Genomic DNA, 24,656 nt, shown 5'->3' with positions numbered 1-24,656 from the left:
CCCTCTCAACTCGATAAGTTTGTTTGTATGATTGCGAGCTTAGCCCTTGACGGAACCAAGCATAACACCTTTTACGAAAAACTTTTGCAGAAATGGATAAACCGCAAGCATTGGTAGAACAACAACCAGTACACCTGCCGCTTTCAACGACTCTGGCACGACCTGCGATTGTACACCAGAGGTTACACCGCTATTTAATAACTCCTGCAGCAAGCTTTGGCTTTGAATCATATTTTGGACAAGTACAGTCAAGTTAAAACGACTCGTATCATGAATATAAATCAATACGTTCATGAACATGTTCCAGTAGCTGACGCCATAGAACAAGGTTAAAGTTGCAATTACCGGTAAAGATAGCGGAAGTACAATACGAACCAGGTAAGAGATCTCCGAACAACCGTCAATTCTTGCAGCATCATCAATTTCATCAGGTATGTTCTCGAAAAATGTCCGCATGACGAGCATGTTATATGTGCTTACAAGCGCAGGCAGCCATAAGGCAAAATAGGAGTTCATCAAACCGAGAGACTTAACAACCAAATACGTCGGTATGAGCCCCCCTGAGAAGAGGATCGTAAATACCATAGCCAGTGTAAAGAAACGGCGCCCGTAGAAAATTCGTCGGGATATTGGATAAGCGGTCATGATCGTGGCCGTCATACTCAAGACAACACCAATGATAGTAATGATGATACTGTTCTGAAAGGCGGATACGATGCGCGTACCTTTGAACAGAGAGACGAAAGCCTCAGTATGCCAACCCACTGGATAGAAAGTGACCTGTCCAGTTTCGATAGCCGCGGTGTCGCTAAATGCGATAGCTATCGTGTTGATAAGCGGAAACAAACAGGTCAGCCCTAGCAGAGCCAAAACCATATTATTAATGGCGTAGAACCATTTTTCACCCTTCGAAATTCTCATGATTATTCCTCCTAAATCTACCAGAGCCCACGGTCGAATTTGCGTGCAAGCGCATTGGCACTAAGCACTAGAATTAACCCTACAATGGATTCAAACAAGCCCATGGCGGTAGTGAGACTGAACTGCGCTCCCTGCAAGCCGACTCTATACAGATAGGTGCTGATGACGTCAGCCACATTAGAAACGACTGCATTCTGCAGCACATAGACGTGATCGAAGCCCACCTCCATGATTCGTCCCATGGCAAGGATGAAAAGCAGAACGATCGTTGTGCTGATACCAGGAATTGTTATGTGCCTGATCTGCTGAAGCTTATTCGCTCCGTCCAAGCCGGCCGATTCATACAAGCTTGGATCGATAGAAGATAATGCCGCCAAGTAAATGATCGCACTAAAGCCCATTTCCTTCCATATGCCAGATCCTAGGTAGATACCAATCCATGAGCTGGGGGTGAATAAGAACGGGAACGTCTTACCGGTCCAACTATTCAATATATGATTGATCGTTCCTGACTCCGTTGCAAATAGGGTGACGACGAAGCCTCCGATGATCACCCATGAGAAGAAATGAGGCAGATATACGATGGTCTGAATCGTTCTCTTGTACCATGATTTCCGAACTTCATTGAGTAGAATTGCTAGAATTATAGGAAATGGAAAGCCAACGAATACGTTCAGTAAGCTAAGCACAACTGTATTTCGGATGATATTCAGCGTTTGCGGCTGCTGAAAAATCATTTCGAAGTTCTTGAAGCCGACCCAAGGGCTGCCAAACACTCCGTCAAAAAAATTATAATCCTTGAAGGCTATGATGAGTCCACCCATAGGAAGATATTTAAATAATACATAATACAGCAACCCAGGAATAAAAAGCAGCATCAGCGGGACGTTTGCTTTCCATCTTCGACGGCGGGCCGCCTGCCTTGTCCTGCGCTGCACTTCATAAGCCTCTGGCGTTCCGGCGGTTTTGGGGGAGATAGGCGCTGTTGTCATGACGTTGTAACTCCTCTCTGTTTCTTTCGCACCTTCATTATAAACCGGACAGTTCGACTAAAACCTTCAATCTCTACGGGCATATCTTGAATATCTACAGGAGGTATTCGCAGCTTTGCAGGAGAAAAGAAAAGCTCCTGACCGCATACATATCGGCAGGAGCATATTTTCAATTGCGATGCAGCTTGCGGTATTCGCTTGGCGTGTGTGCGACTGACTGCTTGAAGGCCGTTGCAAAATAGTTCGAATCCGCATATCCTACCGCTTCAGCGATTTCGGTGATCTTCATATCCGTGTTCGTCAACAGCATCTTTGCCTTGTCTGTACGCAGCTTGGTGAGATAGCCGCTGAAGCTTTCGCCTGTTTGCTTTTTGAACAAGTTGCTGAAATAGTTCGGATTCAAGTGCACTTGAGCAGCTACAGTCGCAAGGCTGCACTCCTCCATATAATGCTTCTCCATATATCGAATGGAGCGATCAGCAAGACCGCTATTCCGTTCCTCCAACCACTGGACCGTTGCCTGCTCTAAAGAGGCAATTCGATCTGCTACCCATGCCTCGACTGCAAGTTGAGAAGGCAGCACACGAAGCTCCTCAAGCTCAGAACCTATGTCCTCCGTCTGCAGCTGGGCCTCAAGGTCCTTGTGCATCACTTGCCGGACCACCATCGCTAGGCACAGCGCCTCTCTTTTTCGATGGGCTAGCGAATCCTTCGGCTTACCCTCAAAGCTCATTTTCAGAAATCCACCGATCTCGGCATGTTTCCCCAGTAGCAGCAGTGAGGTAATTTCGGCGTGAATCGCTCGAATTCTCGTCTCATCGTCAAATACGGTCTTGTCATCGGAGACCAACAGAAGTGTCGATCCCGCCTTGTACATATCGAAGCGCTTTACCACATCTCCTATGGAGCTTATTGTACCTAGTTGAAGCACGCTTAGAGGAAGTCCCAACAGGGATTGAACGGTCGTAAGCAATTTATCGAAGTAAGCCTTATTAGAGCTGTCCATCTCTAAGAAAAACGCAAATCTTCCGTATTCTACCGTTATCCATCGTCCTCGGATTCCTTGGGACAGCATTAATTCCGCTGTGATGTTGCTAATAGCGAATTGAAGCAGCTCCACATCATCGGCACGATAAAGTTTGCTCTCTGGCAGGAAAGTCTCTACATGAACAACCCAGAAATCAAGACCTAATACCCAATCGATTTCTTGAAATCGTTCACCGGCCGGTTGAGGCAGACCCAGCAGCGCTGACCGTAGCGCATGATCTTCTCTGACACGCTGTTCTCTATGTTCCCGCTGGCGCAGCTCGCTCTTCATTCTGAGATGTTCATGAGCTTGACGAAGCACCTTGCAAATCTCTTCTTCCGAACACGGCTTCAGTAAAAATTCTTTCACTCCATAACGCAACGCGGTCTGAGCATATTCGAAATCACGATAGCCAGTCAAAATAATGACCGCAGTCTCGCCATGTTGCTCTGAGATGCGCTGGGTCAATTCGAGCCCGTCCATCATCGGCATGCGGATATCCGTAAGCACCATGTCGGGTCTTAGATGTTCCATTTGCAGAAGAGCTTCTTCCCCATTACCAGCTTCACCAGTTACGCTCCATCCAAGCTCGTTAGTCTCAATCAACTTCTTGAGTCCTCTGCGGATCAGCGGCTCATCGTCTACAAGTAAGATACTACCTATCATCTGCTTCCCCTCCCAACGGCAAAATCACTCGGAACGTCGTACCGATTCCCACTTCTGACTCAATTCGCAGCCCGTATGGCTCACCGTAAAGCAGGTTAAGCCGCCTTATGACACTACGGATTCCAATGTGATTTCGCCTCCGCTTGTCTTTCCCAGGTGTATCCTCCGAAGAAGTAATCTGCCCCCTGCTCGCCTCCGCGGCGCCGATCACCTTCCGTATCATCTCGTCAGACATGCCTTTGCCATTGTCAATAATTTCGATAATTATGGCCGGCACCGGGTGGGCGGTTACGTTGTCACTTGCGTCTGCGCTATATGCGCGGATGACAAGTACCTGAGCGGAAGACTTTTCCGTGAAAGCATGAACAAATACATTCTCCACCAACGGCTGCAAAATAAGTCGGGGTATCGGCATGCGCTCAATCCCCTCCTCCATTTTCACGATCGACTCCAGTTGATGACCGAAACGGTGATTCTGTATGTTCAAATAATTGCGAATTTGGCTGAATTCATCATATAACGTTGTGTCCGTCTCAGCCGGCTCCAATGCATACCGCAACATGTCCGAAAGGGATACAATGAGCCCTGCCGTCTCCTTATCATCTTTCAAATAAACCATCCAGTAGATGCTATCGAGTGTATTATGCAAAAAGTGCGGATTCAATTGGGCTTGCAGCGCAGTAAGCTCGGCTTCCCGTTCGCTAAGTTGGCGCTCGTACACTTCTTTAATTAGTGAATCCACATGCTCTGCCATCGAGTTGAAACTGCGGGCCATGAAGCCTAGCTCATCATCCGAACGCACTTCAACACGGGTACGCATGTCCCCGGCTTTCATCCGCGTCATCCCTTGCACCAGCTCGCGAAGCGGGCGCAATAACCGACTGCCCGCCCAAATCACCAGCACAACAGTGAGCAGCAAACTGATGATTCCAATAAGTAGATTCACTTGCAGGATGATGCCGCTTCGTGATTGGAGGGAGTCTAGCGATACCCGGCTAATTAATGTAAAGTCAACTTGACCGGAACGGCTTTTCGCGTATAAGTACTGCTCATTATCTACATGACCGATGCTGCGGTTAATAACGCTGCCTGGTTTGGGCGCTGCATTTAATTCGGACACATCACTATATACAAGATTATCCATTTTGTCATAAAGGAAAACGTTGGCCTGATCATCCTTAACCAGGTCAATCAAATACTCCGATATGAGCGACTGGTCGAACAACATAATCATAATGCCGTAAGGATTCTGTTGAACGGTCTTCATTTGCCGGGCTGCCGCAAAAAAAGTTTGATAACCTGAAGCCGCATTCGAACTCGGTAACTGCAAAGGGAACCAGATGAGATTACCAAAGGATCCATCTAAAGAAGATTTGATATGTGAAAAAGCTTCCTTGGTCAGCTGGGTTGAGTACGTATTCGTCCCAGCGAAACTAAAGCCATTCTCCTTGACGTCGTACAGATACATGGCGGTCAATTTCGGCTCGTCGTATTTCACTTGAAACAGCAGCTTGTTAAGCTCGTCTTGATCGGAAAGTTGGGTAAAGGTTTCTCGCTGTTCGGTTTGAGCGGATCGCTCAAGTACTTGCTGTACATAGGGGTGAAACACGATAAAATTTGAGATCCTATAGATATCTCTGATCTGCAAATCCAACCTCGCCGCTGCCTGTTCATTGGTCTTTGAGAACTGTTCGCTGATCTCCTCAGTGAACAGATTGAGGTGTATTCTATAGGTAATGTACCCGGATACTGCAAACGCAATCAATATGATAACAGCAAGGCTTACGATCAGCTTCTGGGAAAAACTCTTGCGGTCCAGTTTCATGAAGTCACATCCATTCCTTACGAGCTTATGAAACATTTCTATTATTCTTAAATAGATCTATAATTGTCAAGTAGATGACTTGCGTGAATTTCAGCTCCGCTTGAGCGGGAGTAAGCATTTCGCAAATAAACGAATGTTCGCAAAAAAACCTCCCGTTTGGAGGTGGATGCGTAACTTATTGTCATAATGTACGACGACGTAGTTCAAAAAAATACTGTACAATGGGATGCTTTAACTTCATCTTCTCGGTCATGTTTATAATTCGTTTTTTTCCAACTCGTCTGTCAACCAAAGCAAGAATATTCAATAAGATATCGTTGCTCTCTATGCTTTCCTCAATAGAAATGGATAAAAACTTGTTAGCTATATCCATAAAATTTGATTTACTTAATGATGATTGTGCTGACATAAGCTCCTTTGCATATTCCGATATTTTTCTACTTCTTGCTATTACTTTTAAACGATCCTCCGGCACACTCCCTTTGGTATCTTTTCTAACCGCTTCGATTTCTTCCTTGTTGATAGGAATCTGGATATCTGAATCATTCTTAATTTCCAACTCCGTCTGATACCATCTGATTAAGGTATCATTCATATTGAGTACGTTCTTTTTATCTACCGCAATATAACAAAGTCCTGCTTTATCCGGTAAATAGCGGTAGCTAGTTGAAAGGTATTCGACCCTTCCATTTAGCGCAGGACTGAGAAAACTCTCCAGTTGTTGTTTCAATTTACTCCAGGCCATTTCATCCTCCTATGGATCGGTTAATTCTGATATATATATATACAATATATTTTTCTCCCAGTTTTACAAGAAGCAATTCAGATTGCATTTGACCTTGAATCGTAAATATCTTTGTCCCAACTTGGAGTTTAGTTGCCATGTAATCTTCAAAAGTATTTCCATCTTTGTACTCTTTTCTTACCTCGCCTAACTCATGATTTATTGTCAAATCCATTTGTTTATATTGCTCCTGATCTTCGTCACGTTTGTAAAAACGTGCACCATAGACACATAGAATGTCCGCGTCTTTGTTCTGCTTAAATATCTTCTCTGATGTGGAGGTTCTCTCCATTTGACTAATCTTATTTGCCCCTTCAATTTTTGGGTCTTTATAGCACCCAACTATTAATAATAGCACAATGCAAACGAGCATGATCTTGAAAAAGGGGGTCATTGTTGTTTCATCCTTTTATAAAGATAAATTAACTATTCTCAAAAACACGTGCAATTATGGATTTGAATGCCTGATACTCTTCGCTAAATTTAAGATAATCACCTTTGGAAAATATAGCGGAAACAGATAAACGGAAAATGATTGCACGAATAATCATTTCTTTATATAGTTCATTATCTGGAAGCAGATTAATCTCAGAAATATCGCTTCCCTGCCATGCTATACAATCACAAACTAAAATGGCTTCTGCATATTCTACTGGAGCAATTGTTGGAGAAAAATCAATTACTAAAGGACTCAAAACATGGTCAAAAAGAATATTTCCCGACAAGTCACTATGAACAATTTGCACCTTATATTGCTCTTTTAGGCTTACCCTATTTAGTAATTCATTAATAATTTCTTGTGTTTCTCTCGGTAATTCCCTTGGTAATTCTCCTATTTGCCATGCTATACGATGACCCTTGGACCAAGGATTATCAGTATGTGGGAAGTTCCGAAAATCAATGGAAGATAGATCACGGTGAAATGACTTCGACACCAGAAGTTTTTCTTCGATGCGACCTTTTACATCCTTACCTACCTCATAGTGAGTACAAGCCCATCCTCTATTTACAAAAGTACCGTATTTACTTCTAATAGGCTTTGATACTCGATAACCTTGAGGGATTATATTGAAAATAATATTCAGTAACCATTCAGCATGGTGTACGTCATCAACAGGTTTAAATACCGCATTCCTGACTCTTACTGATGTATTCTGTCCGCCACTCAATGGCACAATATCCCCACTAAGATTAAATGAATATAGTATATCTTTGGAGAGCACGATTTCTTCACCCCTCTAGCAGATTAACAATGCATGTGAGTACTATTAGCAAAATCAACAAATTGAAGTCCTTCAGCATCATGTCTTATTTTAGTAATAGAGCACTCTGGAACCAGATTGCTTTGTTCAATTATAAAATTCGGATGTTTATTATTGAGCTCTTCTTGAGAAAATTCATTTAATAAAAAGTCTGTAATCAAACCACCGTGGGTCACTATGAAAGTACTTTCCTGTGGATATTGGGCTGATATTTCTAATATGAATGAAGATAAACGCTCACCAGCTCTTCTTGCGGAATCTCCAATAGGAGGCGAGAAATCCCTGTCCTTCGTGCATAAATCGCACATTTCAACGAATTCCTGGAAAGTTTGTCCTGGCATGTCTCCCCAATTAGCACGCTCTCGTAAGCGAGCATCCTCAATAATAGGTATTCTTATTGCATTTCCAATAATCTGAGCGGTCTGTTTTGCTCTGTTGAGTGGACTACTAAATATTCTAGATATATGTATTTGTTTAAAATAGCTTGCTGTCGCATGTGCTTGCTTTACACCCTCGGCTGTAATAGAGACATCGCCAATATTTTTTTCTTTTATAGCATGCCTAACAATGTAAAAATCTGTACTCATTTTCACCACTTCTCTCGAAAGATTTTACAATCATCTAATTAGATGAAAGTCTAATTAGATGATACAATAATTTAAAATAGACTTAAAGATTATTCATCTAAATGCCTCCTCTTTTCTTTTTTATTAACTGCCATTGTTTCACATAACTTTCGAAAACACACATTTTTGATACTTTCCTGCCACGCTCTACTGCCAGTTAGTTAAGAAGGCTGCCGCTCTATGCTGTCGGCAGCCTTCTCCTTATTTTCTATTGAGCTGCAGTGTTCCGTTAGTTTAACGACTAACCTCGTTATCCGACACAGTACTTAAATAAATCTCCAGTAAATGGACATAATACGCATAGATTAGGGGGGGACTATGTGGATAAACAGAAAATAATTGAACTTATAGATTCCAATGCTGAAAAGGCAGAAGACGTAATAAGTGAGAAGATAACGATATGGGCTGAATACGAATTATTTTCAGCTTTGTGGTGGATGGGGGTCGTACTAACGTTGCTTCCATGGGTTATTTGGTTCTTAGTTAGACCAAAAGAAAGCACTGACAGGTTACTTTATGTTGGGCTCATGGTTATGGCATTTTCATTGACTACAGATGTACTAGGGGATCAATTCTCTTTGTGGCACTATAGATTTAATGTTATTCCCATAATTCCAACGTACTTTCCTTGGGATGTAACACTAATGCCTGTTACTTTAATGCTCTTTTTACAAACAAAACCAAAAATGAATTTATATCTAAAAGCACTGATATTTGCATTAATTTCATCTTATATAGCGGAGCCAATTTTCCATTGGTTGGGGGTTTACAACCCTAAGAACTGGAGATACACTTATTCAGTTCCGATACAATTTCTTCTCTACCTAGCTGCCTATTATATATTACATAGAAGAAGTAACTTTGAACAAATCCCGCAACGTCTTTAAATTCATGTACTAATATGATCGTCCTGAACCAAGTTACAAATTTCTCGAAGCCTTACTAGCTGTTCTCAAACGCTATTGGCTTCCCAAACTCGACTCCGCGAAAGTCTTGCGCTCTAGCCACATGGTTAAATTTGGCGATGTCTATACCAATAATTAATGTAGCCGGAGTGACTTGGGTAGAATTCATAGTGTAGTCTCCTTGATATTGTTATTGGATCTGTCGCTGGCCAGCAACCGGGATCCTTTTAACATCATACCAAGGAGTCTTTTTGTTCTTCAAACCTCGCATTTCTACATAATAGGAATGCTGCCCGTTACTTCAACATACAAAGCGTCGTGTGATGATTGAACTATAATTCACCAGTTAGTGTAATGGAGGTTCCGTTATTACCATCATATTGAATTATTTAGCTTCCATTCTAAGTCTTCTTTACTCTCACACTAAGAACATTTTTACCCAAATCCATTAAGTTGGTATGTCATTCTCATAATAAACTTCACGTACATCATATGAAACCGCTACCAGTTCCTTTGCGTGACCAAACTGATCGATTTCCCGATCTCAGCAGCCAACATTTTCGAAAATATACGCTTAGAAAATGATTTGCAAGAAAAAAGCCAATTTCCCCTACTTTAAGGAAAATCGACTTAGACTCTATTATCAAGTGAGGTAAGACCAATGGCAATTTCCTCATACCTTGTACTTCGAGTTTATGGAATGAGACCTATTTGGGCTGCTATTCTGTCTAATGCTTCTTGTACTGTAGTCGGAGGAGGTGCTACCCAATTTGCTGGATTACTAGGTGTGTAAGCTAATCCGAAAGCATCATCTACTCGTATTAATGTTGTATTAGTTCCAACGAGAGTGACTCGAGAGCGAATAGGTATCGAATCAACAGTGGCCCTAACTCTTGTAATAACATTATTAACTCCGTTGACAACCAATCTTCCTGAATTAGGAAAAGGATTGAAAATGTTCTCCGTAATAGCAAAACTAGTTATATTTAATGGATCAATTGGAATATGACCAGATTGAACATTAATGATGACATTTCCATTTATTCCCCCGCCTACTAAATTCAGCTGAGTATCTGTCGTTGATTGTGAATTTATAATGATATCCCCACTAGAGACAAATGAAGCAAACAAGAACATGTTAATTCCATTTTGAGTGTAGCCGGAAGATAGCATCGAATCACGGATATTGACTTGATTAACAGAAGTAGTTAGCGCTGTAAAGATCGGAGCAGGAGTTAAATTGACACTGACAAAAAATAATTTCCCGCTAAAACTGCTAGCTGTCACAAAGTTAAAATCAAGCGGCGCAGTTAACAAAGTAAGGTCCACAAATCCGGAGCGATTATCATTGACAAATCCGGTTTCAAACCATGATGGATCATTAATATCAAAAGGTATGGCTAATCGAGTTAATAAAGTGCTGGTTCCTACCAATTGCACGTTTGCTTTAAGATGAATTAATGGTTCAGTATACGTACCTGGACCAATAGAGATTGCATAGCGCTTAGCTGGGGATGCATCTATGATCGATGCCATTGCTGCAGTGACTGTCAAGAAGGGGTGGCACTCACTACCATCAGCAGTCGCATCATTACCAGCTTTATTTACGTAAACGATTTGAGTCGCTATTGGTAGAGGTTCTATGCATCCGGGTCCAGTTGCTCCTGTTGCTCCTGTTGCTCCTGTAACTCCTGTAACTCCTGTAACTCCTGTTGCTCCTGTTGCACCTGCTGCTCCAGTTGCTCCTGTAACTCCTGTTGCTCCTGTTGCTCCTGTTGCACCTGCTGCTCCTGTTGCACCTGCTGCTCCAGTTGCTCCTGTTGCACCTGCTGCTCCAGTTGCTCCTGTAACTCCTGTTGCTCCTGTTGCTCCTGTTGCTCCTGTTGCACCTGCTGCTCCAGTTGCTCCTGTTGCACCTGCTGCTCCAGTTGCTCCTGTAACTCCTGTTGCACCTTTAGCACCTTTAGCACCTTTAGCACCTTTAGCACCCTTCGGGCCTACTGGACATCCAGGGAATTCCAATTCTATTTTTTCTCCATCGTACATTTTTATTTCAACTACCTTGACTTGAAACCAATCAGTATCTTCTAAAAATTCCTCAAGTTTGGATACTCTTTCAATTTCGCCATCGCTTTTGTCGAATATTAATTCGTGTTCGTTCCCATTAAAATACTCGATAATAATTTTTTTGATATTAGAAATACCCAATTTTGAAATTTCTTCCAATAACTCGCTAAGTTTACTCAATAACCTGACACCTCCGTATAATTTGATCATAGTAGCATGCAATCGATATACAACCTCTCTTTCTTTAATGGTAACTTTCTCTGGTTTCCCAATATTATATGATCATAAAATTTCAATGCATGGACAAAACAATAGACTCTATGACTTTTTTACTACTTAAATAGCGAACCAATTCAAAGCTTTAAATCTAGTTCTATATTTTAATGAATAATAAACAAAGTTTTTTCATGATAACCTCCTTTGCGTCTTACAGAAGACACGTTGTAATCTTTTTAATGGTTAGAAAGTTTTTCGCTATCCTGCAGAGTTTGTTGAGCGAAACTGCCCTTTACTTCAACGAACAACGGCAGCCGATCGTCTTGTCGGCTGCCGCTTTGACTTTATTCCGCTATCGTTTCCCGTTTAAAGGAAGTAGTAATTTCTTGATCAGATTACACTTTAGTATCTTTAGAATATACAAAAAAGCCGCTTCTTTTTTCCCAACCTATAGCGGACCAAAAATAATTGCCTCCGATGTTGTTTTCAATAACAAATATGTGACACACCAAAGCCGCTGAAAAATTAAATATGACTCAGTCTGCAGTAAGCCACTCCATTGCCGCATTAGAAAAAAATTTAGGTATTAGATTATTTGAACGGGTGAATAGAACTGTAAAAATAACTCAGGCTGGTATATCTATACTCCCTCATGTAAGAGAAATTTTTAATCAGGAAGAAATCATTAAACAGAAAGCAAGAGAACTAGTTGACCTTGAATTTGGTCTAATCAAAATTGGTTGCTTTCCGAGTTTCATAGCAAAACTGCTTCCTGGACTTATTAAAAAATATAATGAAATGTTTCCAAAGATCGAATTCCATGTATTTGAGGGGGATTATAACGACATTATTGAATGGGTTAAAGAGGGCAGTGTAGATTTTGGTATTTCTATCAATTCAAGTGAATTAATATTCGAACCATTAATTCATGATTCAATGCTTGTTGTTATGTCTGAATCTCATCCTTTAAGGGATTCACCTGTTGTTACTATAAAAGATATAGCTACTGAACCCTATATTATCCGACTTTTACTCGTACGATAGGAAGTGTTATAAGGTCGATGGAAACATTAACTCCTGCTTCTAGGTCGTTTATAAACTTTTTATCTGAACAACTGATTTCATAATCTTGTTGTTCAATACCGACCACGGTGTTATCTGCTGTTCGTCACTTCAATAAATCTGCGATATAAAGTATCGTTGATCACGTTCGAACCTCCTAGTTGATGTCATATCGTTAAAAAAAGAAAAAGAGCATAGGATTAGATATCTAATCCATACTCTTTTTCTATACCTCTTATTATCCTGTTGAGAGTATAGAAGCCCATCTTTCCAGCTCATTCGTGCAAATGAGTACGGATGGATAGCGAAGCATATCCCGCATATCCTCTTCCCGGTCAACAGGATAAGGGATAAAGATTATGTTTTCCTGATCACAACGTTGAATCAGCTCTGGAGTTACATAGTTCAAACTAATCGACAGATAACGGGCATTAAGCTCTTTTAGGAGCGGAAATAAGGCTGGGCTTGCACTATGATTAATCAACCCAATTTCAGCTTTAGGGTCCAACTGTCTTAGCTTCACCATGGAATAGTGATCGAAGGATGTAAAAAACACCTGATCCAACATCCCCATCTCTTTTACCATAGTCAATACCTTTTCTTCTAATCCTGGATATAGATTTCCCATCTGCTTAAGTTCAATGTCAATGATTAGTTGATCCCTCAGCAAAGTCAAGGCCTCTTCAAGAGTAGGGATTTGCTCGGTTCCCCCTATCCGCAGCTCCTTGAGTTCATCCAAAGTCAAATCCTTTACCCGCCCGTGCCCATTCGTCATCCGGTCCACTGATGTATCGTGGATAATTACGGGGACGCCATCCTTGCTAAGCTGAACATCCAGTTCCAGATAGGAATAAGAGAGATTCACTGCCTCCTTAAATGAAATCAGCGTATTTTCAGGATAACGGTTAGGGCAGCCTCTGTGTGCGATACCATATACTTTCATCTTGATCCCACCTTATTTCGTGTTATATCGATCATATGCCGCTTTGTAAATTTTCATATATTCGTCTTGTCCCATCTTCTTCACCGTAGCCGTGTATTTGTCCCATTCACTGAACGGCATGGTTCCATTGATAAACTTAGCTTCCGATTCCGTTATGTAATCCGTAATATCCTTGCCAACTGAAGACATGACTTCAATCTCCGCTTCGGTGAAGTTGAAATTGTTCCAGATCTCTTTGACGGCATCCGGTTCCGCTTTTTTGCTTGCAGCAATTGCTGCCGGAAGCGATTCTGAGCCTTTAAAATATTTCTCCTTCACGAATCCTGGATAACCGCCCCCAAGCCATGTGAAATACTTAGCCGATGCTTGGTCTTGGGTTAAACCTTGTGGATTTTTTGTTATATCGCTCACATACTCCATGTTTCCATCAGGCGTTTCTTTGTATGTTACGTCCTTCTGCCCCATAAAATAAAACTTAGCACCTTCATCACTATAGAAGTGATCCATCCAGCGAATCGAAGCTTCCGGATATTTGTTTTTGTTCGTAATCGCAAAAGCGCCAACATGGACCATCGGAACCTTGATATTCGCGTACAGATGCTCACCACCCGGACCTTTTAAAGCACCCAAGCCAATGAAATTCTTTTGTCCCATGACTGTAGCTGGATTCGGCACAATCGTCGTACCCAGCGTATTTTGCTGCCCTTTTGCATACAATGCGCTTGACTTGATTGTAAATATTTCTTTATCCACCAATCCATCAGCATACAACTTGTTAACGTACTGAAGGAGTTCTTTATACTTAAGATCTGTTTTGATAAAGCGCAATTGATTCGTTGCAGGATCAATATCGACATACTTATGGCCAAGACCCCGAGTGCCTAATCCCCAAGCTCCCTTTAATTGATCAAGCAAGCTATCCGTACCCACCCCCGAATAAGGTATTTCATCGGACTTGCCGTTGCCATTCAAATCCGTATTTTTGACAGCCTTGAGGTATTGATAGAACTCCTCCGTTGTTTTGGGCTCAGACATTTTCAACTTATCGAGCCACTCATTGTTGATCCACATCGGCGAACCGATTAGCAGGGATAAGAAGCTTGGGTCATAGAAGGAAGGCAGTGAATAAATATTTCCGTCAGGCATCGTCAAGCCTTTTTTCAAATTAGGGTATTTATCCATTAATTGTTTAAAATTTGGTGCATATTTATCTATTAAATCATTCAGTTTAACAAATACGCCTTGACTTCCGTACCGAGTAAGGTCTGCTGGGGTCAGCTTCGCCGTATAGAAAACATCAGGATAGTCGCCGCCAGCCAGCACCAGATTCCGCTTCTCTACCAGTGCATCGAAGGGGATAAGGTCGAACTTGATGTTCATATTCGTCATCTTCGCATATTCTTTCCAAATGAGCGTTTCTTCAAAGTTGCTGCCGTTCGTCGGCGATTTCCCAGTAAAGAAAGTCAAAGAGATCGGTTGATTCACTATGGGTAGGCCCATTTTATTCAAGTTTGCAACTTCTTCTACCTTTGTTCCCTGCTTATTATCTCCTTCACTGCTCGGCTTGTTGCTGCACGCAGCTAACAAGCCTGTTGCCATCGCAAGTGAAACCATAATCCCTATTGTTTTATTCCCCTTCATTTTTCCTAACCTCCCTAATTTTCCATTCCTTTTGCTCTCACGGCTAACCTTTGATTGCACCAATCATGACTCCCTTCACGAAATACTTCTGAAGGAAAGGATACAGAATGAGCACAGGCAGGTTTGCGAAAATAACTGCTGCGTATTTGATCGATTCGGCATCCATCATGCTCCGGATGAGGGAATCGTCGCTTACATTGACCATTTCCTGCATATTCCCTTGCACCAATATCTCCCTTAAAAAGAGCTGAAGTGGGTACATGTTACGGTCATTCAAATAAATTAAAGCGTTGAAATAAGCGTTCCAATGTCCAACACTGTAGAACAAGATCATAACAGCAATGATCGGCATGGATAAAGGGAGCACGATGCGGAGTAACAATTGCATATTGGAGCAGCCATCGATTACAGCCGCTTCCTGGATTTCATTTGGCATCCCTGTCGTAAAGAAAGTTCGCATAATTAAAATGTTCCATACAGATACTGCGGTTGGAATAACCATGACCCAGAAGGTGTTCAGCATAGCCAAATTTTTGAGAAGCAAGTAGGTTGGAATCATACCCCCACTGAAAAACATAGTAAATACGATAATCGCCATAAATAGATTTCTGCCCTTGAAATCGCTGCGTGAAAGTGGATAAGCCGCTGCTATCGTCATGCCCAGATTGATCGCGGTACCTACGATCGTGTAAGTAATCGTATTCGCGTATCCTCTAATCATGTCAGGGTTTTGCAGAAGACGATCATAGCCGACAAAAGTAATATCCTTTGGCCAGAGCCACACTTCCCCCCTAAGCACCCCCTCCGGATTGCTAATTGAAGCGATTGCTACGAATAGCAGCGGATACAGGACCACAACAGAAACGATGACCAGCATCAAGTAGATGAGCCCCACAATTAGTTTATCAGACCGGGTTTCCCGCATCTCGAAGTTCCATCTCCTTTACCATAAGCTAGTTTCGTTCATTTTACGAGCGATGCGGTTAACGCTAATCAGCAAAACAAAATTAACAACGGAGTTAAACAAGCCTACAGCTGCCGAATAACTATACTGAGCACCTACTATACCGCTTTGGTACACATGAGTTGAGATGACGTCAGAGCTCGACATGTTCAGCTTATTTTGCAGCAAATAGACTTTCTCGAATCCTACCCCCAGAACCGATCCCACATTTAAAATAAGCAAAATAATAATAGTAGGCATCAGATACGGCAGGTTAATATGCCAAATTCGCTCCAATCGGCTCGCTCCATCTACCCTAGCAGCTTCATGAAGCTGCGGATCAACCCCTGCCAATGCAGCAAGATAAATAATCGAGCTCCAGCCCATATGCTGCCATACGCCTGAGAGCACATAGACCGATTTAAACCATGCTGGATCAGTCATGAACGAGATGGGCTTCCCACCTAAAGCCTCAATGCCTATGTTGATCAAACCGTGCTCCGTAGATAAGAACATCATGATCATGCCGACTACGACAACCATGGACAAAAAGTGTGGAGCATAGGTGATCGTTTGTACAAAACGTCGGAAGGCACCTGACCGTACTTCGTTAATCATAAGCGCGAGAAAGATAGGGATGGGGAATCCGACAACCAATTGATAAACCCCGATGCCGAGTGTATTTAGGATCAGCCTCCAGAAGTAGAAGCTATCAAAAAAACGTTGAAAATGCTTCAAGCCCACCCAAGGGCTCTCCCATATTCCTTTAGAAGCGATAAAATCCTTAAATGCGATTTGAACCCCATACATCGGCAAATATTCAAAAATAATAAAAAACGCCAAGACGGGTGCAAATAATAAATAAAGTTCCCAATTTTTACTAATGCTTTTCCAAGTTCGCCGTTTCTTGTTTTTTACAGCAGGATTGGTCGTCCGTATTGAGATCTGTTCCAATGTGCCGTTCACCTCCCTCTTTTTACAGCATCATAAAGCTGCCAATCCTTATCTGTTCGAGTGTTTACTGCTCGAGCATACCGCCTCCATCGATAGGGAAGCAATTCACTTCATTTTCGTTTGCAGGCTATTTTTTTGTTAAATGGCTGATCATAAAAATAGATAATAATCTAAAAAAGATTTCATATCATCCAAACCCCGATATCCTGTAAGATGAAAAAAGAGAATTTCTTTCTAAGGGGTTTGATAAAACTGTGATGTGGTACAAGCAAAGTAGAAATTCACTTTTTTTCAAAATATTCATTAACTACTTAGTCATTATATTAATCTTCGCTGCCTTCTATATGGTGGCATTCACTTTTCTGAAATCCAAGATTCAAAATGAAATTATTCAATATAACAAATTGATCTTAAATAATACAGTCGAACGTTATAGCACCCACTTTACACGGATCAAAAATGTATTGTTCCAGTATTCAAGCAATGAGTATTTGGTTGCCTTCAATAGCCAATTGCTTACCAAAAATGAGAATGACGTTAACTACTTGCTAGCCAAGAAAGTCATCCAAAATTTACAGACGGATAGCTTTAACCCGCTTTTTTATTTAGACAATATCGTGATTTATTTCAATTCAAATTCGTTTACCATCGATAAAGAAGGGAGCAGTGAAGCCCAGGGGATGTTCTCGAATTTGTATGGAAGCGACAAGTATACTTACATGTTCTGGAAAGAGCAATTTAAACTGAATCAAGCCTTCCAGTTGCTTCCTTCCGCGAAGTTTTACAAAACAGCTGAGCGGTCAAAAGGATACGAGCTCATTCCATTTTCCTTCCAGACGTTCAACGGCAACTATCAAATCATCGCTTTCATCGATATCAGCAAAACCCAGCAAGCTTTTTTCGGCGATGACGATAACCGTCAATTCATGATTCTGGGTGCTGACAACAAGATCATCTATCGTTCGTCTGATGAACTGAGCGCCGCAGCTATGCCAGCATTTGAAACGAACCAGGCATACAAGTTGCAGAAAGGTTACTACTACTTTAAACAAAAAGACACAGACGGTTTAACCTATGTGACCCTTGTTCCCTATGCGAACATTGCTTCTGAGTTGCGAAAAATGAACTTAACCCTTGTCCTCATTTTAATCATCACAACGGTCATTGGACTTGCGGCTTCGTTCTATCACAGCAAACGAATTCAATCTCCGGTGGAACAAATTATTTCGTCCATTACAGACCGCAATCCGCTCAAGGTGAAAAGTAGTATTAATGAATTTGCTTTCATTCATCAGAAGATTCATTCTTTACTGGAGGAGAGAGATGGGGTAAAGAATGAACTTGCAAGCAAGCAATCTGTGCTGACGAGCTTCAATTATATTAATAGGCTGAAGAGCATCAACAGCGATCTCAGTGAATGGAAGGATTTTATCGCTACCGAGGACAACTTTATCGTCGTCCTATATGAGCTGAATTTCCGCTCTGCCGCCTATGAGGAATTACAAATTCAAGTCGAACGTGCCTCTTACTATATCCGTGAGCATATCGATTTGATGGTTTCGGAACGGTTTTCCGATTCGCATACGTTCCAAATCGAGAAAAATCAAATTCTGTCCGTCATTAGCGGCGATACCCCCATAGACAATATCCATTCCCTGCTGATGGAGCTCAAGCATCACTTGGATCAAGACAAGAAGTATTGTATTGTGACGATTGCCATCAGCTCCAAGTTCGAGCATGTGTCCCAGTTCAATAACGCTTACCTGCAAGTTCTAGAGCTTGTACAACGGTCTCGGCTGGTGGAAGAAACTCAGATCGTGTTTCAAAGTCGTCCCCTAGCCCCTACGTTTGCTTTCAGTCCCGGTCAGGACCAAGAACTGAACGTCTGCCTGCAAGCCGGAGACAAAGATAGAAGCCTTCAGTTAATCGTACGTTGCCTAGACGATATGTACCAAAAGGAGGCAAGTGTCGCCCAATTCCGTTTCTTTGCCGATGCGGTTATATCAAAAGTATGGAAAATACTTGAGATATTTAATGTCCACACAAGTGCCTCTTGGGAGTTAAAACCACTCATGCATCGACTTAAAGATTGCTATACGCTGAATGAATATAAACTGGCATTCAACTCGGTAATAGAGTCGGCAACATCGCTTGTTCGAAGCAAAAAGGGGGATACTGACCCTATTGTTACCTACGTTATGGATATTCTTCATACGAAGTATGCTGAGGATATCTCGCTCGATAACCTAGCGGACAAACTTAATATGTCCAACGCTTACTTATCCGTCTATATTAAAGAAAAGACTGGGGTGAATTTTATTGATCATTTGAACGACATTCGCATCAACCAAGCACAGGCTTTACTGTCAGGAACAGATATGAACATTAACGATATCAGCATACAGATAGGTTATCGCAATATAACCTCCTTCAATCGTATGTTCAAAAAGCGGACCGGCATGACACCTGGTGAATACCGCAAAAACAATCTACAAATCACTTCTTTGTAAAAACGATTAAAAATGGAATTTAAACAGAAGAAAAAATAAAAGCCCTAGGGGATGCACGGATGCTCCCCTAAGGCTTTTATTTTGCGCTAACCCTCTTCACGATACTGGCCCGGCGTCATGCCTACCAATTTGCGAAAGGAGCGGATAAAGTTCGCAGAGTTGTTGTACTGCAATCGCTCAGCGATTTCAATAACCTTCATATCGGACTCCTTCAGCCATTTTTTGGCCATATCAATTCTATACTGTGTTAAATATTCACCGAAATTAATGCCAGTTTCTTGACGAAAAACACGGCTCACATAATGAGGATGATAGTTGATCCGGGAAGAACATTCCTCAAGTGTGAGCTCTGAATCAAACTCCCTTTTAATCATATCAATAATCGCTTCTGAAATATGCTTGAATTGACTATCTCGACGATTCTCTAGTTCTTGAATATATGGATGTACAAAAATCGACCAAAACCAATGCTCCATCTCCTGTACATTCCGCAGCTTGAACAGAGACTGAATTAAAGAGGCTTCATCTTCTGCAATCCGGTCCAGAGGGATGGACAACTCCTGCCCGAACTTAAGAAGGTCGACAAGAAGTCGAAGTAATGACAGCTGGTAGTCCCGATGCTGAGTGTCAGGTTGGAACAATTCCCCGATAAAATGCTTCAAGGCCAGGTTGGACTGTTCCAGATTTCCTCCTCGAATCGCATCAAACAGGGCCTGCTCCCCTTCATTCGGAAACATAAACAAATTGCTTTTCTGTGGCTGTACATCCTCAATAAACAAAATCGACTCTTGCCCTAGTCCTACCCTGATCTTCAACGATGTCATAGCTTCGTGTAAAGCCTGCTGGGTTTCCGTAAACGAGCTGAAAGAGCGGCTAATTCCAATGCTCACTTTTATGTCCAAATATTGAAAAATAGCCGATTGAATCTCGTCAGAAAGGGTGAAAATTTGCTCTTTAAACTCCGCCCCCTCTTTCGTTGAACCAATCAAAGTGACTTGACTATCTGCTTTGACGATGGGTACCAGCCTTTGCTCAGACAACACCAGTTCACCGACAATATTGCTAATGGCAAACATGAGCAAATCCCGATCCGACTCTTCATATCTGGTATCTTTGAGTGAGTCGATTTGAACAGCAAGTACGCACATGGAAGGCCAGGGCTTATCCATATTGTATAAGCTCAATTTCTCCTCAAAATCAGCAGGATGCATGGCGCCGCTAAACAATTTTTGCATGAAAAACTCCTTGAGCTGATCTTGCTGCCCCTTGAGTTCATTCATGATCAGGGATTGATTTTTAATTAAATAATCGACACGTTCCCCGATAACCTGGAGTTCCCCATTCGGCTTCTGCTCATCAATCGAGGAAGGAATGCTATTGAGCGTAGCATAGATGGATTGGATCGGACTGTACATCTTCTTGGACCCAATCCACGCAAGTATCAGCGTGACCAGCAAAATGACCATGCACACGAGCAGTGTAATCCAACCAATAATTTTATTCTGTGCATTCACTTGATCGTTAGAGGCTACGGAGACATAGCTCCAGCCATTGTACGAGGAAATCCTGTAGGTGACCGTCATTTCCTCTCCATCCAGCTCAGTTTCATATTGATCAGAAGCATTCTTCTTTTCGAGAATGGGTTTCAAGAAGGATTGGCCCGACATATTGCTACCAAGTTGAGTCCGGTCGTGACGATCAACGATATTGAAATTCTGATCGAGAATAAACGCGCTGCCCAACTTACCGTTTTGAAACGCATCAAACTCCTTTATCACATCAGACGAAAGAACTACACAAATGATCCCCGTCGGATTAATGGCGTTAAAGGGATACTTTTTCACAAAGTAAATGAAATGGGAAGAATTCGATGAGTCATCCGATCCGCTTGTCCAGAAGGAACCTGCCTCATTGGTAGAGAATGCCTCTAGCTGTGCCCTGAATTCCGGGGAGCTGTATTCGTTAATCCCGCCACCAGAAACCATCCATTTGCTGCCTAGACTGTATAGAAAAACATCCTTGATCCCTAACTCATAGGTTTGAATCAGTGAGATGCCTTTATACAACTGATGGACCATTTCGAAATCATGATTGGAGATCTCTTTTTCAAAGGCGCCGGTAACGACGGGTGACTGCAACAGCTGCGTTGCCGAATTATCGATCGTTCTAAGCGTTTGCTCGACACGCATCTGCATTTGCTGCAGAAGTTGTTTGTTACTCTCATTTACTTTATCTAATACTGTTCGAGATGAATTGTAATAAGCAAAGGTGCCCAACAGAATAACCGGTATAGTCCCAATCAAGACGGACAAGAACATCAATTTTATTAAATAAGATGAGGAACGAAATCTCATAATGCCTCCAAATCCTAGATCCTTAACAGTTTGTCCAAATTTACAAGAAAACTATAATGTGAGTCATTATTATAACACGCTTTAGCTGTGAAACAGCAGTTCCAATATACCAATAGACTAAGGTTACGTCGACAGTCCCTAGTTGTTCAAATTGGTATCCGAATGCCGTTTTATCCCATTAATCTCGGAATAGTCATAAGTTGTACTCGTTGTCACTAGTTGCGATTTATGAGTACGATTAAAAATCCCCCATAGGATAACAGATCTTTATCTGTCTAACCTATGAGGGAGTATCTACTTATTTACAAGTATGTTATTCAATTTAGCAACCGTTACCAAACTCATTCTTCTGCGTACCCAGCACTGCGGCAAGGAAGGCTAGCGTAAGTCCTTGTCCCCAGCCCTGAATGCGTTTATCCGGTACGTTTCTATATCCATCGGCATCTTTCATGACTGCCGTGCCAGCAGAAACGCCATGTACCGTACCATCCACGCTAATACGCTCTAAGATACCATCGATTGATTTCTGCGTGAACTTATTATATAAGCGCCCTCGCGTTAACAAAGCTGTCGCAATCCCTGCCGATCCCGAAGTCTCCAGCGGTGAGGCAGGATCATCAACAATCGTATGCCACAAGCCCGATTCATTCTGCAGGCGTACAAGCGTGCTTAATTGATCACGAAGCGAACCATCAATGATCATGAAGGAAGGATGTGTAACTGGAACAAGGTCGAGTGCTCGAGCCATTGTCAGGGCTGCCCAGGAATTGCCACGTGCCCAATGGATAGCGGAAAGGTTGTTTTTTACAATGTTGTCCCAGCCATGATAGTACAAATTCGACTTAGCATCCTGTAGGAATTTCTCATGCCCGTGGTACTGCTTGAGCCCATCCTCGATATAGTCCTGATTGTTAAGCAGGGTGCCGATGCGAAGCAAGAAGTATCCAGCCATGAACATCGTATCCACCCAAGCCTGTTCTGGGAAATTGTAGGTTTCTGAATTAACGGTATGTTGGAAAATACCGTCGTCAAACCGCACAGCCTCGTGTGTTAGAAACTCCGCCATATCCTTAGCCGCATCCAAATATCGGTCATTCTGTGTGACTTGATATAAAGTAAGCAGCGAATGGCCGATTGATACTGCGTTGACGGATAGTTTCGGCAAACCGTCCTCCATATTTTCGTCGACCCAAACTTGCAATTGGGTTAAATACTCTTTCTTGCCAGTAGCCGCGTAAGCTTCGCACACACCATAAAATGCTACCCCGCCTGGCCAATCCCAGCTAAAATCCATCTTAAATGTACGATCTACGACTCGGTCGATAGCCGACCGAATCTTTTCTTCGTCGAATAGTATCTTCGCCATCTCTTCTATATCCTCCCCCTTTGAAGATGTAGGATGAGGAATCCTTTTTCCCCATCCACAACAAGTTCCGTTATTTAGCTACTTTAGCGTATTCTGCATTGAATTCCTCGATTACCTTGCTTCCACCGCTTTGCTGCCATTTATCAACCGTCATCTTCCAATCAGCCTCAGTGATCGCACCCATAATGAATTTTACAGTGGCATCTGCAATGATCTTCGAGAGCTCTTTGCCCTTCTCAATCTCCGTATTGGAGATAAAAGGTGCGGCTGGATTAGCTATGGCGATCGTGGCGTTATCTTGGAACAGCTTCGTACTGAGCTTCTCCAGCTCGGATCCATAGTTGACAACTTGATCTTGCATAATCATAAACTGGTTACCATCTGTAATTTCCGCTTTGATCTTTGGATCCTGATTTGGCTTATAGCTGCCGTTCTCAATTGTATATTGCTTTCCTTCAATCCCATATTTCATCAGGTTTTGATTATCCTTCTCGGATACTTTATCGAAATATGCAAGAATTTGTTTGAGCTCAGCTTCCGTTTTCACACTCGTTTTCGGAATCACATACATGCCTAGATAGCCGGCACCGGCGCGGGTTTTTTCACCCTTAGGACCGGAGATGCGATTAATTAAATTAATCTTTGCATTTGGATAGACTTTCTTGATGCTGTCCTCTATATTTCTGCCGTCAAGCATATTATCGATCCAAAGTCCGGCTTGCCCCTTATTCATGACTGCACGGCCGTCCTGTACAAGCGCGAAGTCCTGATTAATAATTTTTTCATCATATAATTTCTTGTAGAACTTCATTGTATCCAAGTAGGCTGTCGTCATATGAGCTGGAACAAGCTTGCCGTCCTTCAATTCCCATTCATTCGGACCGCCCATATAGACCAGAATATCTTTAAAACCAGCTATGTTATTCCCTTGCATCCCCACAGCAAGTCCAATTGTATCCTGTTTACCATTCTTATCGGGATCCCCTGTTGCGAAGGATTTAAGAACAGTATAGAGCTCATCAACGTTCTTTGGCGCCTGTAAGCCTAAGTTTGCCAACCAATCCTGACGGATCATCAAACCGAATCGAGCCAGATCTCGCTCGCGGTATACGCCATAAATTTTGCCGTCGATGGATACGTTCTTCAGCACGATATCCGACATTTTGCTCAAGTTAGGGTAGCTTTTCAGATACGGTCCAACCTCCCAGAACATACCGCTGCGAGCAGCGTTAACAATATTGGAAGCCTTCGGTTCCAACGCAACAAACGTTTTCGGCAGCTCTCCAGAAGCAACTGTCGCACTTAATTTATCCGAGTAGGTCGAAGAAGGCACCCAAGAAATTGTAAGTTTCGAGTTTGTCTTTTCCTCTAGCGATTTGAGCACCGAGCTGTCTGCGGGCATTTGCTCCGCGTTGTAGGTTGGCAGCATCATCGTCAATTGCAGCGGTCCTTGATTAACCCCAGCATCACCATTTCCCTTGGGCGCGGCTTCGTCCTTCCCGCCACAAGCAGTAAGAACTAGTGCAACTGTTGTGAGCAAAGCTCCGGCTTTCACCAATGTCTTCTGATTTCTTTTGTTCATTTTTATATCC

Annotated in this window: 20 protein-coding genes and 1 pseudogene; 4 read left to right on the top strand and 17 right to left on the bottom strand. The window is 42.3% G+C overall.

Annotated elements, in window-relative coordinates; genetic code table 11:
* Positions 1–39: 39 nt before the first annotated feature.
* From ASG89_RS09400 to ASG89_RS09365, 8 genes are all read right to left on the bottom strand, one after another.
* On the bottom strand, positions 40–921 hold the full coding sequence (locus ASG89_RS09400) for a carbohydrate ABC transporter permease (RefSeq protein ID WP_057310321.1): 882 nt from the start codon (positions 919–921) through the stop codon (positions 40–42).
* A 17-nt stretch (positions 922–938) separates the two neighbouring features.
* Positions 939–1,913, bottom strand: coding sequence for an ABC transporter permease subunit (locus tag ASG89_RS09395; protein ID WP_082592940.1), 975 nt, complete (start codon positions 1,911–1,913; stop codon positions 939–941).
* 169 nt (positions 1,914–2,082) lie between these two features.
* Positions 2,083–3,606: a response regulator gene (locus ASG89_RS09390; protein ID WP_057310320.1), complete on the bottom strand. Its 1,524-nt coding sequence runs from the start codon at positions 3,604–3,606 to the stop codon at positions 2,083–2,085.
* Positions 3,596–5,431, bottom strand: coding sequence for a sensor histidine kinase (locus ASG89_RS09385; protein WP_057310319.1), 1,836 nt, complete (start codon positions 5,429–5,431; stop codon positions 3,596–3,598). Before ASG89_RS09385 ends, ASG89_RS09390 begins: the two co-directional genes overlap by 11 nt.
* Positions 5,432–5,612: 181 nt before the next feature.
* On the bottom strand, positions 5,613–6,176 hold the full coding sequence (locus ASG89_RS09380; RefSeq protein ID WP_057310318.1) for a hypothetical protein: 564 nt from the start codon (positions 6,174–6,176) through the stop codon (positions 5,613–5,615).
* 1 nt (position 6,177) lies between these two features.
* Entirely contained in the window at positions 6,178–6,588 is a 411-nt protein-coding gene (locus ASG89_RS09375; protein WP_235549676.1) for a hypothetical protein, read from the bottom strand.
* A 49-nt stretch (positions 6,589–6,637) separates the two neighbouring features.
* Positions 6,638–7,438 carry a hypothetical protein gene (locus ASG89_RS09370; RefSeq protein WP_057310316.1) on the bottom strand — a complete coding sequence of 267 codons (801 nt, stop codon included), beginning with the start codon at positions 7,436–7,438 and terminating at the stop codon, positions 6,638–6,640.
* A gap of 23 nt (positions 7,439–7,461) precedes the next feature.
* Positions 7,462–8,064, bottom strand: a complete 603-nt coding sequence (locus ASG89_RS09365; RefSeq protein ID WP_057310315.1) for a histidine phosphatase family protein — start codon at positions 8,062–8,064, stop codon at positions 7,462–7,464.
* A 359-nt stretch (positions 8,065–8,423) separates the two neighbouring features.
* On the opposite strand from ASG89_RS09365, the gene ASG89_RS09360 reads away from it, so the two are divergent.
* Positions 8,424–8,990, top strand: coding sequence for a CBO0543 family protein (locus tag ASG89_RS09360; protein ID WP_057310314.1), 567 nt, complete (start codon positions 8,424–8,426; stop codon positions 8,988–8,990).
* A gap of 55 nt (positions 8,991–9,045) precedes the next feature.
* Here ASG89_RS09360 and ASG89_RS37545 read toward each other — a convergent pair whose 3' ends face one another.
* Together ASG89_RS37545 and ASG89_RS09350 are read right to left on the bottom strand one after the other, a co-directional pair.
* Positions 9,046–9,177: a hypothetical protein gene (locus ASG89_RS37545; protein ID WP_268795607.1), complete on the bottom strand. Its 132-nt coding sequence runs from the start codon at positions 9,175–9,177 to the stop codon at positions 9,046–9,048.
* Between the two features lie 524 nt (positions 9,178–9,701).
* Positions 9,702–11,054: an exosporium leader peptide gene (locus tag ASG89_RS09350; RefSeq protein ID WP_057310343.1), complete on the bottom strand. Its 1,353-nt coding sequence runs from the start codon at positions 11,052–11,054 to the stop codon at positions 9,702–9,704.
* Between the two features lie 756 nt (positions 11,055–11,810).
* On the opposite strand from ASG89_RS09350, the pseudogene ASG89_RS38190 reads away from it, so the two are divergent.
* A pseudogene (locus tag ASG89_RS38190) lies at positions 11,811–11,915 on the top strand (LysR family transcriptional regulator); the annotation flags it as partial.
* Entirely contained in the window at positions 11,895–12,335 is a 441-nt protein-coding gene (locus ASG89_RS09345; RefSeq protein WP_268795606.1) for a LysR family transcriptional regulator, read from the top strand. The pseudogene ASG89_RS38190 and the gene ASG89_RS09345, both read left to right, overlap by 21 nt.
* Before the next feature lie 256 nt (positions 12,336–12,591).
* Here ASG89_RS09345 and ASG89_RS09340 read toward each other — a convergent pair whose 3' ends face one another.
* From ASG89_RS09340 to ASG89_RS09325, 4 genes are read right to left on the bottom strand one after another with little or no spacing between them, the layout of a single operon-like run.
* Positions 12,592–13,296 (bottom strand): glycerophosphodiester phosphodiesterase, encoded by a 705-nt coding sequence (locus ASG89_RS09340; protein ID WP_057310312.1) that lies wholly within the window; start codon positions 13,294–13,296, stop codon positions 12,592–12,594.
* A 12-nt stretch (positions 13,297–13,308) separates the two neighbouring features.
* Positions 13,309–14,937 carry a hypothetical protein gene (locus tag ASG89_RS09335; protein WP_057310311.1) on the bottom strand — a complete coding sequence of 543 codons (1,629 nt, stop codon included), beginning with the start codon at positions 14,935–14,937 and terminating at the stop codon, positions 13,309–13,311.
* 43 nt (positions 14,938–14,980) lie between these two features.
* Positions 14,981–15,862, bottom strand: a complete 882-nt coding sequence (locus ASG89_RS09330; protein ID WP_057310310.1) for a carbohydrate ABC transporter permease — start codon at positions 15,860–15,862, stop codon at positions 14,981–14,983.
* An 18-nt stretch (positions 15,863–15,880) separates the two neighbouring features.
* Complete coding sequence (locus ASG89_RS09325) at positions 15,881–16,834, bottom strand: ABC transporter permease subunit (RefSeq protein ID WP_082592938.1); 954 nt, start codon at positions 16,832–16,834, stop codon at positions 15,881–15,883.
* A 257-nt stretch (positions 16,835–17,091) separates the two neighbouring features.
* On the opposite strand from ASG89_RS09325, the gene ASG89_RS09320 reads away from it, so the two are divergent.
* On the top strand, positions 17,092–19,344 hold the full coding sequence (locus ASG89_RS09320; protein WP_057310309.1) for a helix-turn-helix domain-containing protein: 2,253 nt from the start codon (positions 17,092–17,094) through the stop codon (positions 19,342–19,344).
* Positions 19,345–19,430: 86 nt separating this feature from the next.
* On the opposite strand, the gene ASG89_RS09315 is transcribed toward ASG89_RS09320, so the two are convergent.
* The 3 genes from ASG89_RS09315 to ASG89_RS09305 form a co-directional block, all read right to left on the bottom strand.
* Positions 19,431–21,698 (bottom strand): helix-turn-helix domain-containing protein, encoded by a 2,268-nt coding sequence (locus tag ASG89_RS09315; RefSeq protein WP_057310308.1) that lies wholly within the window; start codon positions 21,696–21,698, stop codon positions 19,431–19,433.
* A gap of 322 nt (positions 21,699–22,020) precedes the next feature.
* A complete protein-coding gene (locus tag ASG89_RS09310) occupies positions 22,021–23,064 on the bottom strand; it encodes a glycoside hydrolase family 88 protein (RefSeq protein ID WP_057310307.1) in 1,044 nt (347 codons plus the stop codon).
* Positions 23,065–23,134: 70 nt separating this feature from the next.
* Positions 23,135–24,646 carry an extracellular solute-binding protein gene (locus ASG89_RS09305; RefSeq protein WP_057310306.1) on the bottom strand — a complete coding sequence of 504 codons (1,512 nt, stop codon included), beginning with the start codon at positions 24,644–24,646 and terminating at the stop codon, positions 23,135–23,137.
* Positions 24,647–24,656: the final 10 nt, after the last annotated feature.

The organism is Paenibacillus sp. Soil766, from assembly GCF_001428105.1.
In the GTDB taxonomy this organism is placed as follows: domain Bacteria; phylum Bacillota; class Bacilli; order Paenibacillales; family NBRC-103111; genus Paenibacillus_E.
This window is presented reverse-complemented; position numbering and strand designations above follow the sequence as displayed.

Bases quoted from the DNA above. Each gene is read 5' to 3' on its own strand.
- ASG89_RS09400 (WP_057310321.1), bottom strand. From the start codon at position 921: ATGAGAATTTCGAAGGGTGAAAAATGGTTCTACGCCATTAATAATATG.
- ASG89_RS09390 (WP_057310320.1), bottom strand. From the start codon at position 3,606: ATGATAGGTAGTATCTTACTTGTAGACGATGAGCCGCTGATCCGCAGA.
- ASG89_RS09335 (WP_057310311.1), bottom strand. From the start codon at position 14,937: ATGAAGGGGAATAAAACAATAGGGATTATGGTTTCACTTGCGATGGCA.
- ASG89_RS09380 (WP_057310318.1), bottom strand. From the start codon at position 6,176: ATGGCCTGGAGTAAATTGAAACAACAACTGGAGAGTTTTCTCAGTCCT.
- ASG89_RS09315 (WP_057310308.1), bottom strand. From the start codon at position 21,698: ATGAGATTTCGTTCCTCATCTTATTTAATAAAATTGATGTTCTTGTCC.
- ASG89_RS09310 (WP_057310307.1), bottom strand. From the start codon at position 23,064: ATGGCGAAGATACTATTCGACGAAGAAAAGATTCGGTCGGCTATCGAC.
- ASG89_RS09320 (WP_057310309.1), top strand. From the start codon at position 17,092: ATGTGGTACAAGCAAAGTAGAAATTCACTTTTTTTCAAAATATTCATT.
- ASG89_RS09330 (WP_057310310.1), bottom strand. From the start codon at position 15,862: ATGCGGGAAACCCGGTCTGATAAACTAATTGTGGGGCTCATCTACTTG.
- ASG89_RS09340 (WP_057310312.1), bottom strand. From the start codon at position 13,296: ATGAAAGTATATGGTATCGCACACAGAGGCTGCCCTAACCGTTATCCT.
- ASG89_RS09375 (WP_235549676.1), bottom strand. From the start codon at position 6,588: ATGCTCGTTTGCATTGTGCTATTATTAATAGTTGGGTGCTATAAAGAC.
- ASG89_RS37545 (WP_268795607.1), bottom strand. From the start codon at position 9,177: ATGAATTCTACCCAAGTCACTCCGGCTACATTAATTATTGGTATAGAC.
- ASG89_RS09395 (WP_082592940.1), bottom strand. From the start codon at position 1,913: ATGACAACAGCGCCTATCTCCCCCAAAACCGCCGGAACGCCAGAGGCT.
- ASG89_RS09385 (WP_057310319.1), bottom strand. From the start codon at position 5,431: ATGAAACTGGACCGCAAGAGTTTTTCCCAGAAGCTGATCGTAAGCCTT.
- ASG89_RS09350 (WP_057310343.1), bottom strand. From the start codon at position 11,054: ATGTACGATGGAGAAAAAATAGAATTGGAATTCCCTGGATGTCCAGTA.
- ASG89_RS09365 (WP_057310315.1), bottom strand. From the start codon at position 8,064: ATGAGTACAGATTTTTACATTGTTAGGCATGCTATAAAAGAAAAAAAT.
- ASG89_RS09305 (WP_057310306.1), bottom strand. From the start codon at position 24,646: ATGAACAAAAGAAATCAGAAGACATTGGTGAAAGCCGGAGCTTTGCTC.